Below are 11,053 nucleotides of genomic sequence, written 5' to 3' on the forward strand. Positions count from 1 at the left end.
GGCCCCGGGCTCCGGCCGACGCCTCGCCCGGGCCCGCGCCGTGCCTCAGGCGCCTGCTGTGGCGGCGGAGTGCTCCGCCTGGGGCGCCCTGCCGCGGACCACCAGGTCGCTCCACAGCGACCGCACCCGGGACAGGCCGTAGGCGGTGGTGACCTCCTCGCGTGCGCGCGCGGCCTCCGAGGAGAACCGCCCCTCGCTGACGGTCGCGTGGATGGCCTCGGCCATCGCCACGGCGTCGTCGTGGATCCAGTGCGGGTCGTAGATGGTGTCCGCGCCCGGCCACGGCAGCAGGGCGGGCACGCCGCCCGAGGCGGCGCACTCGGCGGGCGCCAGGTGGAAGGACTCGTCGTCGCTGGTGGAGAGCATGAACCCCACCCGCCGCAGCCAGGTGGCCACGTCCGGCCCGAAGGGGTCGAACACCACCCCGGAGGCGAGGCGCTCGTCGCGCTGGATCCGCCGGTAGACGCGCTCGAAGTAGGCGCGCTCCTCCGGCCGGTTCCAGATCCACCAGTACTCCCACGGCTGCTTGGTCTTGACCGACAGCGTGTACCGCGGGTCCATGCGCCGCAGCTCGGCGATGACGTCCAGGCCCCGGTCCAGCCGCTTGCGCGAGGGCGCGATGCCGACCATGCCCAGGGAGTACTCGGCCCCGGGGAGCTTGGGGCGGCCGAGCTGCTCGTCGTCCACCCAGTTGGGGACCACGACCACCTTCCCGGCGGGCCACCCGGTGATCTCGCGGGTCAGGTCGGCGTAGTGGGGGCTCACGCACACCACCGCGTCGACCTTGTCGATGTCGAGCTTGCGGGGCCACTCCGCGTAGAGCTCGAAGCGGTGCAGCCGCACGATGAGCCGCTGGTCGGGGCGCTTCCACTTGGAGTAGAACAGCGCGTTGGGCCCGCACCACTCGCAGATCACCACGTCGGCCCAGGCGGCCAGCTCCCGGGAGCGGTACTGGTCGTGGGTGCTCAGCCCCTCCCACTCGTCCATGCGCACGTCGAGACCGGGCAGCGAGTCCAGGTACTCGGCCAGGCGGGTGAAGAACTTCATGTCGTGCCCGGCGATGACCACCTTGAGCGGCCGCTCGGGGTCGGCGCCCTCGGGGGTGGGCGGCAGGGCGTCGGCGAGGTAGCCGCGCAGCCGCTCGGCGGCCCGCTCCAGCGTGTGGTCGGCCGCGGCGTCGCGGCAGCGCGCGGCGGCGTCCGCGTAGACCGCGCGGTCGCCGTGGGCGCGGGCCACCACGTCGGCGACCGAGGCGACGTCGGTCCCGGCGAAGAGCGGGTAGTCCGCGCCCAGCATGGCCTCGTGCATGGGCGTGCGGTTGAGCACCACCGGCAGTCCGAGCGCGCCCAGCTCCAGCACCTTGGTGGACAGCTCCAGGCTGGCGTCCATGGACGGGTCGCGCCAGGACAGCCCGAAGCCGCACTCGGCGGCCTGGCGGAGCGCCTCGGCGCGCGACATCCCGCCGCGCCAGTCCACGTTCGGGGTGCCCTCCAGGGCCCTGCGCATGTTCTTGGCCCAGTCGGCGGGTTCGGCGTGGATCTTGTCGCCGATCATCACGAGTTCGGCGTCCACCCCGCGCCGCGCCAGCTCGGCGGGCAGCTCGGTCATCTCCAGGGTGTTCCAGCGGGGCGCGAACTTGCCGGTGTAGGCCAGGCGGGCGCGGCCGCCGGCCCCGCCGTCGGCGCGCACGTCCTCGGGGACGACCACCACGGGCGGGAACAGGACCGACCGGCCGCAGGCGGCGGGCACCGTCGACTCCAGGAAGGCGCGCAGCTCCTCGGTCTGGCAGAGCAGGAACCGCGAGGCCAGCGCGATCTCGGTGAGTTCGGCGGTGGCGGTCGCGGACAGCTCGCCCACGCTGTGCGGGAAGTCGGTCAGGTAGGTCCACAGGCGGCCCGCCAGCGCCTCCTCCTGCGCGGCCAGCCCGGCCAGGCGGCGCCCGCGCACGACGACGAGGTCGAAGGGCTTGCGCTCGTGGTGCCTGGTCATCAGGGTGACGGCCTGCTCCGGGGTGAGCCCCCTCGGCCCCAGGTCGGGCAGCGCCTTGTCCTCGTAGGGCCGCAGCAGCCGGACCCCGGGCACCCTGGTGAGGGGCTCGGTGAGCCGGTCGGTGCGCACGGGCGCCTTCAGCAGCAGGGTCACCTCGCATCCGGCGGCGGCCAGGGCCTGCGCCATCGACTGCGCCCAGATCGCGGAACCGTCGATGATGTTGAGGTCCACGTCCCCGTACAGGAGTGCGCGCGGAGGCGGTGTGCTCACGTTCTTCCCTTCGGATGCTTTCTCGTTGCCCGTACGGCTCATCCGACGGCGCCGGTCGAGGCGTCGGCCGCGTCGGACACGGGGTCCTCCGCGTCGTCGCCCGTCCCGTGGTCGGGGCCCAGGGCCAGGAGCCGGGTGCCGCGGCGGTTCCACTCCGCCGGGTCCCAGCCGCGCCTCAGCAGCGTGGTGCGGACCAGTTCCGGCACGACCGCGCTGACGAAGACGTACTGACGGTCCGCGGTGCCTGGACGGTCGAGGAGACCGTGCGCGCCCGGCTCGGCGGCCGACGCGTCGACGGTACCGACCGCGTCGGCGTCCGTGCACTCCACCGCGCAGACCAGGTCGGCCAGGCGCCTGCGGCCGACCGGAGCGGTCCACAGGTGCGACCACGGCGCGGTGGCGCGCTCGGCCAGGGTGGCCCAGGGCTCCCCGGCGCGGCCTCCGGGCTCGTCGCGGGTGAGTTCCTCGGGGGTGTCCGGGGCGTTGAAGCGTACCGTGCGCACGGTGACGCCCTCGGCGCGCAGCCGCTGGATCCCGGGCAGGCGGGAGGCCGTGCCGGGCACGACCACCTCGGCGGGCCTGAGCGCGGAGGCCAGCAGGTCGTCGGCGAGCCGGTCGGCGTCCGCCTCCCCCGCAGGGTCGGCCAGGACAGCTACGGACCGGCCGCGCAGCGGCAGTTCACGGCCGGGCGTGCCGGGCGGGAAGTCCAGGCCGTCCAGGATCTCGGCGAGGCGCACCGGGGTGGCCTCGCGCAGGAAGACCTGGCGGAGCATGCCGCGCTGCTCGGCCGCGGTGGGCTCCTCGGCGCGCATGCGCGGCACCGTGACGGCCAGGCCCTCCCCCGCGGTCACCGCGCGGGTGCCGCAGGCCCAGGCGCGGCTGTGCAGCCGGGGCTCCTCGGCGGTCAGGGGCGCGACGACGGCGACCTTGGCGGCGCGCAGGGCGTCGGCGAGGCCGCGGGAGTCGGCCTCCACCACGCCCGCGTCCAGCCCGGCGAGGACGCCGGGGACGGGCTCCTCGCGGTGGACGCGCACGAAGACCGTCTCGGGCCCGGGCGTCAGGTCGGCGGCCACGGGGTTGAACAGGTGCAGGGGGACCCCGGCGTCGCCCCGGTGGACCCTGTCGAAGCCCAGCTCGCGCAGGGCGGGCGGCGAGGGGACGTCGTCGAGCAGGACCGTGGGGATGCCGCGGGAGGCGGCGGACTCCAGCACCCAGTGCAGGGCGCGGGTGCGGTCGGCGGCCGCGGGGTCGCCCACGTGCGCCCACGGCGACCCGGGGGCGGCGGCCGAGGCCGAGACCAGGACCAGGTCCACGTCGACGCCGTCCATGACGATCTGGGCGTCGTGCGGGCGCAGCGGCACCGGGCGCACGTAGGGGTCGATCGCCTCCGCGATGGAGGGGCCGACGACCGTGGCGACGACCAGCAGGTCCTCGCTGCCGCCGCTCAGGCCGGTGAGCAGGCGCGACTCCTGGCGCTCGGCGTCGAAGGAGCGGACCGGCTCGGCGCCGCCGCGGCGGCGGCGCTCGGTGTGCCGGGTGTTGCCGCTACTGCGCCAGAGGCGGTAGAGGTCACGGGGAAGTTTGACCAGGGATTTGCCTGGGCGCTTGGCGGCGGCCGTGAGCGCCTTGCCCACCTGGAGCGAGGTGGAGCCCTCCAGGGCGGCGAGCCGGCTGCGCGCCTCCTGGAGCTGGGCCTCGCGCTCGGCCAGCGCCTGCCGGAGCTGTTCGGTCTGGCTCTGTTCACGCCGTTTCACGGTCTGCCACCTTGTGTTCGGTTCGGTTCGGCGAAACCACCGCGCCGTGCGTCGGGTCCGACTGCGACGTGCGGTGCACCCTGCGAGTGCCCGGCCGGGTGCGGATGCCCATGGCCAGGCGTGTCGCGGGCCCGGCGGGGCCCCTGGGGTGCGGGACGGTTGGAGGGACGTGTGCCATGGTGGATCACCTGGACCGCTGCGGGGGAATAGGGGCCGCTCTTCGGCGCGCCCCGCGTGCCTGGACCGGGACCGCGCCCCGTACGGCGCGTTCCCGCGCGCTGGCGTTCCTGGGTGCGGGAACGGGTGCGCGGTGTTCGTGTGTCATGGGGTTCACCTCGACCACTGGGTGAGCACGGAGGCGATGCGCTCCCCCGCGCGGCCGTCCCACAGGGGCGGGGTGTCGCCGATCCGCTCCGGGCTCCGCCCGTGCAGGACCTTGGTGACGGCCTGGAGGAGGTCGGCCTCCGTGACGAGCTGGTTGGTGCCGTGGGTGATGGTGACGGGGCGCTCGGTGTTGGGGCGCAGGGTCAGGCAGGGGACCCCGAGGATCGTGGTCTCCTCCTGGACGCCGCCGGAGTCGGTGACCACGGCGGCGGCGCCGCGGGTGAGCGCGACGAAGTCGAGGTAGCCCAGGGGTTCGAGGAGCCGCACGCGCGGGTGGTCGCCGAGCCCGGCCCGGTCGAAGGCGGCCTTGCCGCGCGGGTGCACGGGCATGACCACGTCGGCGAGGTCGGCGATCTCGTGCAGGCGCGCGGCGAGGCGGGCGACGGTGTCGGGGTCGTCCACGTTCGCGGGCCGGTGCAGGGTGGCGGCGACGTAGCGCTCGGGCAGGTCCAGGCGCTCGCGCAGGGCGTCGGCGTCGAAGCGGTCGAGGTTGCCCAGGAGGGTGTCGATCATGGGGTTGCCGACCAGGTGGACGCGGGAGGGCGGGACGCCCTCGGCGGCCAGGTGGCCGACGGCCTCCGGGCTGGTGGCGAAGCACACGTCGCTGAGCTGGTCGGTGACGCGGCGGTTGATCTCCTCGGGCATGGTGTTGTCGAAGGAGCGCAGCCCCGCCTCCACGTGGGCGACGGGGACGTGCAGCTTGGCGGCGACCAGGGCCGCGGCCACGGTGGAGTTGACGTCGCCGTAGACGACCACCATGCCGGGCCTGCGCTCGGTGAACTCCTTCTCCAGGCCCACCATGAGCGCGGCGGTCTGGGCGGCGTGGGAGCCCGAGCCGACGCCGAGGTCGACGTCGGGGGTGGGCAGGCCCAGGTCGCGGAAGAACACCGCGGACATGCGGTCGTCGTAGTGCTGGCCGGTGTGCACGACCGCCTGGTGCGCGCCGCGTCCGCGCAGGGCGGAGACCACGGGCGCTGCCTTGACGAAGTTGGGGCGCGCGCCGACGACGTGCACGATCCCGGTGTCCTGGCTCCCCAGGGGGGCACTCGTTGCCACGGCTCTCACGTTTCCTTCTGTTGGGGTGGTGTTCCCGCCGTGACCGGCGGGACTGGTGTGGTCCGGCGGCGTTCCTTGCCCGAGCCGTCCCGTCCGTGTCGCCGTGGTGTCACCGTACGGTCACGTCCGCGTGGTTGTGTGACTGACCGTGCATGACACCCAAGCTTCCGAAACCCAGGTTCCGCGTCCGCGCGCCCGCTGGCCGCGAGCGGCGACGTTCACCCTCTCGTTGGCCTGGCGACACCTGCGGGCCGAACCGGCCCGGCTGCCGCTGCTGGCGCTGCGGCTGACGCCCGGTCCGCCCCGGCGCGCGGTGCGCGCCCTGGCCTCCCGGGCGGGCGGCCGGGCCCGCGCCTACGCCCTGTGGGACCAGGGCCGGCGCGCGGACGCCCGCGAGGCGGTGCTCGCCGCGGCGAGCGGTGCCTCCCCCCGCCGGGTGGGCCGCCTGGTGGCGTCCTGCCTGGCGGCGGGAGACGCGGCCACCGCCCGGGAGCTGGTCGAACAGCTTCCGGAGGGCGCTCTTCGGGAGGCCGCGGAGCATCGGACGGCCCTGGCCACGGGACGCGCTGTCGCCGCGCCCCCGTCCACGTCGCCTGACCGTCACGCCATCACGTTAACCCGCGATCCACGAACGCCGCCCGACGCCACGGTGAACGCTCGGCGACCGGAGGCGTCGGAGGGTGAACGGTGGCGTGTGGCCGGGGACCCGGCGTCACCCGGAGCGGGCCTGCGGGTGCTGCACCTGGTGACCAACGCGCTGCCGCACACCAACGCGGGCTACACCCAGCGCACCCACAAGATCGCGGTCGCCCAGCGCGAGGCCGGAATGGACGTGCACGTGGTCACCCGGGCGGGGTACCCCCTGGTCAAGGGGGTTCCCGACCCGCGCACGCTGGTGCGGGTGGACGGCATCCCCTACCACCGCCTCCTCCCCTGGACGGCGCCCGCCGACGCCGCCCAGGAGCTGGCCGCGGGGGTGCGGCTGGGGTCGGAGCTGGTGGAGGCGCTGCGGCCCGACGTGCTGCACGCCGCGAGCAACCACCACAACGCCCGCCTGGCCCTGGAGCTGGGCCGCAGGTTCGGCCTGCCGGTGGTGTACGAGGTGCGGGGCTTCCTGGAGGAGTCGTGGCTCTCGCGCGACCCCTCGCGCAGCGTGGACGACGCCTTCTACCGGGCCGAGCGCGCGAGCGAGACCGAGTGCATGCTGGCCGCCGACCTTGTGGTGACCCTGGGCGAGGCGATGCGCGCCGACATCGAGGCGCGCGGCGTGCCGCGCGAGCGCCTGCTGGTGGTGCCCAACGCGGTGGACGCCTCCTTCCTGGCCCCGCTGCCGCCGGGCGCGGGGGTGCGCGCCGAGCTGGGGATCGGCGGCGAGGACTTCGTGGTGGGCACCACCACCAGCTGCTTCGGCTACGAGGGCCTGGACACGCTGCTGGAGGCGGTGGCCCTGATGCGCGAACGCGGCGAGGCGGCGCACGCCCTGGTGGTGGGGGACGGCCCCGAGCTGCCCGCGCTGCGCTCCCTGGCCGACTCGCTGGGTCTGGAGGGGGCCGCGCACTTCACCGGCCGCGTCCCGGCCGCGCGGGTGCGCGACCACCACGCCGCGCTGGACGTGTTCGCGGTGCCCAGGCGCGACGAGCGGGTGTGCCGTCTGGTCACCCCGCTCAAACCCGTGGAGGCCATGGCGGGCGGGCTTCCGGTGGTGGCCAGTGATCTCCCCGCGTTGCGAGAGATCGTGGAACCGGGAGTGACAGGAGAGTTAATTCCGGCAGGCGAATCGGCGACCCTAGCCGATGTGCTGACAAAACTCGCTTACAGTCGTGAAAAGCGGATCTCCTACGGCAGTGCGGGTCGCGATCTCGTCGGCGACCGCACCTGGGCCGAGGCCGCATACCGCTACAACCAGGCGTATCGGGTTCAGATTCGCGAAATGACCGAACCAGGCCAGAACCCGTAAGCGTGGACAACACGTGCTTACACTCAGACGTCTAACGCACTGAGCAATGGCACTTCCCGCTATTTACGCCCGTTCACGAGATGAATGCGAGTGTGACCACGAAGTGGATGCCGCAGCCTCCAACCCAGCCCTTGTCTCCGAGCAGTCCGCCGGTGCGGTCAGCGACCTCGTCGTTCTCGGCCTCGGCTACGTCGGCCTGCCGCTGGCGGCCGAGGCCGTGTCCGCCGGCCTGAAGGTCACCGGTCTGGACGTGAGCGACCGCGTCGTCGACGGGCTCAACAACGCCGTCTCGCACGTGGACGACCTCTCCGCGGAGGACGTGCGCCGGATGCTGGACCGCGGTTTCACCGCGACCACCGACCCGGCCTGCCTGGCCGCCGCGCGCACCATCGTGATCTGCGTGCCCACGCCGCTGTCGGCCGAGGGCGGCCCCGACCTGGGCGCGGTGACGTCCGCGGCCGAGGCGATCGCCGCCCAGCTGCAGCCCGGCACCCTGGTCATCCTGGAGTCGACCACCTACCCCGGCACCACCGAGGAGGTGGTCCGCCCGCTGCTGGAGAAGTCCGGCCTGGTCGCGGGCGCCGACTTCCACCTGGCCTTCTCGCCCGAGCGCATCGACCCCGGCAACCCGACCTTCGGCGTGGCCAACACGCCCAAGGTGGTCGGCGGCCTGACGCAGGAGTGCGGCGAGGCGGCGGCGGAGTTCTACGGCGCCTTCGTGAACACGGTGGTGCGGGCGCGCGGCACCCGCGAGGCCGAGATGGCCAAGCTGCTGGAGAACACCTACCGCCACGTCAACATCGCCCTGGTCAACGAGATGGCCATCTTCTGCCAGGAGCTGGGCGTGGACCTGTGGGACTCCATCGCCGCGGCGGCCACCAAGCCGTTCGGCTTCCAGGCCTTCTACCCGGGCCCGGGCGTGGGCGGCCACTGCATCCCCATCGACCCGAACTACCTGTCGTACAAGGTCAAGACCCTCGGCTACCCGTTCCGGTTCGTGGAGCTGGCCCAGGAGATCAACGGCCGCATGCCCTCCTACGTCATCCAGCGGGCGCAGGAGCTGCTCAACGACTCCGGCCTGGCCCTGTCGCGCTCCAAGGTGCTGCTGCTGGGCGTCACCTACAAGGCCGACATCGCCGACCAGCGCGAGTCCCCGGCCCGGCCGGTCGCGCGCAAGCTGGCCGCCAAGGGCGCCACGCTGACCTACCACGACCCGCACGTGGAGTCCTGGCAGGTCGACGGCGTGGACGTGCCCAGGTCCACTGACCTGGACCGCGCCCTGGCCGAGGCCGACCTGACCATCCTGCTCACCGACCACGCCGAGTACCGGCCCAAGCGGCTGGAGGAGTACGCGCGGCTGCTCCTGGACACCCGGGGCGTGCTGCGCCGCCCCGACCCCGAGGACTCCGCGGTCCCCTCGCAGGTGCGGCGCCACGTCACACGGGAGGGCATCGAGGTCCTGTGAGCTGAGGGACCCGTCCCGACGGGCACGCCGATCCGCGAGCACACCGCGTTCATCGGCGTGCCTTTCGGCGTTCACCTTCCCCCGGCCGAAGGTTCACCCGCTGCACTCCGTGCGGCCACCGGGCTTTCCTCGGCGCGTCTTTCCCGCTGAATACCGTGACGAAGAGCTGATACCGCTCCGAGAGGAGCGGCCAGGCCGATCCGCCCGAGAGGGCCTCAGACGGCGACACAGGTAGGTGAGATCGATGCACGCGCTCGTGGCCACGGTGGTGCACCACCCGGAGGACGCACGGATCCTGCACCGGCAGATCCGCGCCCTGTTGGACGCCGGACACAGCGTGACCTATGTGGCGCCGTTCCGCGAGTGCGGGGTGACCCCCTGGTCGGAACTGCGCTCGGTGGACGTGCCGCGCGCCTCGGGGCGCGAGCGGCTCGCCTCGCTGCGCGCCGCCCGCGCGGTGCTCGCCGAGCAGGCGCCCCTGGCCGACCTGCTGCTCTTCCACGACCCCGAACTCCTGATGGCCCTGCCGTCCAGACGCCCGGTGACGGTGTGGGACGTGCACGAGGACACGGCGGCGGCCCTGCTCACCAAGGCGTGGGTGCCCCGGGCGCTGCGGCGTCCGCTGGGCACGGTGGTGCGCTCCTTCGAGCGGCACGCGGAGCGGCGGATGCGGCTGATGCTGGCCGAGGAGGGGTACCGCTCCCGGTTCCGCCTGGAGCACCCGGTGGTGCCCAACACCACCGAGGTGCCGGAGTTCCCGGCGCGCGAGCCGGGCGACGACCGGATCGTGTACCTGGGCCAGGTGTCCGAGGCGCGCGGCGCGCGCGAACTGGTGGAGCTGGGGCGCATGCTGCGCCCGCACGGCGTGCGCCTGGAGGTGATCGGCGGGGCCGACGCCGGGGTGCGGCCGCTGCTGCGCGAGGCCCAGCAGGAGGACGTCCTGCACTGGTACGGGTTCGTGCCCAACGACCGGGCGCTGCGGATCTGCGCGGGCGCCATGGCGGGGCTGAGCCTGCTGCACGACACGCCCAACTACCGGCACTCGATGCCGACCAAGGTCGTGGAGTACATGGCGCACGGCCTGCCGGTGGTGACCACGCCCAACCCGATGGCACAGGAGCTGGTGACCGGCCGTCCGGAGGGCCCGTCGGGCCTGGTGGTGCCGTTCGGGGACGTGTCGGCCGCGGCGGAGTCGGTGCTGCGGCTGCGCCGGGACGCGGAGCTGCGCCGGAACCTGGCGCGCACCGGGCACCGGATCGCGCGGACCTCCTTCCACTGGCCGGTCCAGGCGCGCCTGTTCGTCAAGCGCCTGGAGGCGTGGGCGGACGAGGCCTCCGGCGGGCCGCTGCCCGTCGTGCCGCCCCCGCGGAGTCGCCAGCGCACTCCCGTGCGTGACTGACCCCACTTCCAGTCCAAGAAATATCTTCCTCGTCAACAAGTGTTGTGGTCCACGTCGGAGCCGACTCCGCACGGCCCCCCGCCACACCACGAGCACGACCGAGGAAACACATGACTGACGCGCTGGTACTCGACAAGGCGGCCCAGGACCTGCTCTTCCGGGACGCCCGTACCGCGAACAGCTTCACCGACGAGCCGGTCACCGAGGAGCAGGTCCGCGCGATCCACGACCTGGTCAAGTACGGGCCGACCGCCATGAACAACCAGCCGCTGCGGGTCACCGTGGTGCGTTCGGCCGAGGCCCGCGAGCGCCTCGTGGCGCACATGGCGGGCAACAACGCCCCCAAGACCTCGACGGCGCCGCTCACCCTGATCCTGTCCGCGGACTCCGACTTCCACGAGCACTTCCCGAAGACCTTCCCCGTCGCGCCCGACGCCCGGGACAACTTCTCCGGGATGCCCGTCGAGGCCCGCGAGAGCATGGCCCTGCAGAACGCGTTCCTCCAGATCGGCTACCTGGTCCTGGGCGTGCGCGCCGCAGGTCTGGCGGCAGGGCCGATGACCGGCTTCGACGCCGAGGGCGTGCGCCGCGAGTTCTTCGGCGAGGACTCCACACTGCGGCCCCTGGTGGTCATGAACGTCGGCAGGCCGGGCCCGGACGCGTGGTTCGACCGCCTGCCGCGCCTGGAGTACGACGAGGCCTTCACCGAGATCTGATCCGCGGCCCCCGCGCCGGCCCCGGGAGGGCGGGCGACGGGGGCGGGGCACCGCGTCAGGGGC

The 11,053-nt window shown here is 73.7% G+C and carries 7 protein-coding genes; 4 read left to right on the top strand and 3 right to left on the bottom strand.

Annotation, left to right across the window (positions count from 1 at the left end; all coding sequences use genetic code 11):
* Positions 1–45 precede the first annotated feature (45 nt).
* The 3 genes from DQW06_RS02350 to wecB form a co-directional block, all read right to left on the bottom strand.
* On the bottom strand, positions 46–2,259 hold the full coding sequence (locus tag DQW06_RS02350; protein WP_232051702.1) for a glycosyltransferase: 2,214 nt from the start codon (positions 2,257–2,259) through the stop codon (positions 46–48).
* Between the two features lie 38 nt (positions 2,260–2,297).
* Positions 2,298–4,013, bottom strand: a complete 1,716-nt coding sequence (locus tag DQW06_RS02355; protein WP_013154853.1) for a hypothetical protein — start codon at positions 4,011–4,013, stop codon at positions 2,298–2,300.
* 330 nt (positions 4,014–4,343) lie between these two features.
* Entirely contained in the window at positions 4,344–5,453 is a 1,110-nt protein-coding gene (gene wecB / locus DQW06_RS02360) for a non-hydrolyzing UDP-N-acetylglucosamine 2-epimerase (protein ID WP_041552863.1), read from the bottom strand.
* Between the two features lie 229 nt (positions 5,454–5,682).
* Between wecB and DQW06_RS02365 the strand changes: the two genes are divergently transcribed.
* From DQW06_RS02365 to DQW06_RS02380, 4 genes are all read left to right on the top strand, one after another.
* Positions 5,683–7,410, top strand: a complete 1,728-nt coding sequence (locus tag DQW06_RS02365) for a glycosyltransferase family 4 protein (RefSeq protein ID WP_013154855.1) — start codon at positions 5,683–5,685, stop codon at positions 7,408–7,410.
* A gap of 103 nt (positions 7,411–7,513) precedes the next feature.
* A complete protein-coding gene (locus DQW06_RS02370; RefSeq protein WP_013154856.1) occupies positions 7,514–8,875 on the top strand; it encodes a nucleotide sugar dehydrogenase in 1,362 nt (453 codons plus the stop codon).
* A gap of 244 nt (positions 8,876–9,119) precedes the next feature.
* On the top strand, positions 9,120–10,274 hold the full coding sequence (locus tag DQW06_RS02375; RefSeq protein ID WP_071622702.1) for a glycosyltransferase: 1,155 nt from the start codon (positions 9,120–9,122) through the stop codon (positions 10,272–10,274).
* A 110-nt stretch (positions 10,275–10,384) separates the two neighbouring features.
* Positions 10,385–10,990: a malonic semialdehyde reductase gene (locus tag DQW06_RS02380; protein ID WP_013154858.1), complete on the top strand. Its 606-nt coding sequence runs from the start codon at positions 10,385–10,387 to the stop codon at positions 10,988–10,990.
* Positions 10,991–11,053: the final 63 nt, after the last annotated feature.

It is taken from the genome of Nocardiopsis sp. TNDT3, from assembly GCF_003427465.1.
Taxonomy (GTDB): domain Bacteria; phylum Actinomycetota; class Actinomycetes; order Streptosporangiales; family Streptosporangiaceae; genus Nocardiopsis; species Nocardiopsis dassonvillei.

What these genes read in the sequence shown, in the direction of transcription:
- DQW06_RS02375 (WP_071622702.1), top strand. Translation starts at nt 9,120, where the DNA reads ATGCACGCGCTCGTGGCCACGGTGGTGCACCACCCGGAGGACGCACGG.
- DQW06_RS02380 (WP_013154858.1), top strand. Translation starts at nt 10,385, where the DNA reads ATGACTGACGCGCTGGTACTCGACAAGGCGGCCCAGGACCTGCTCTTC.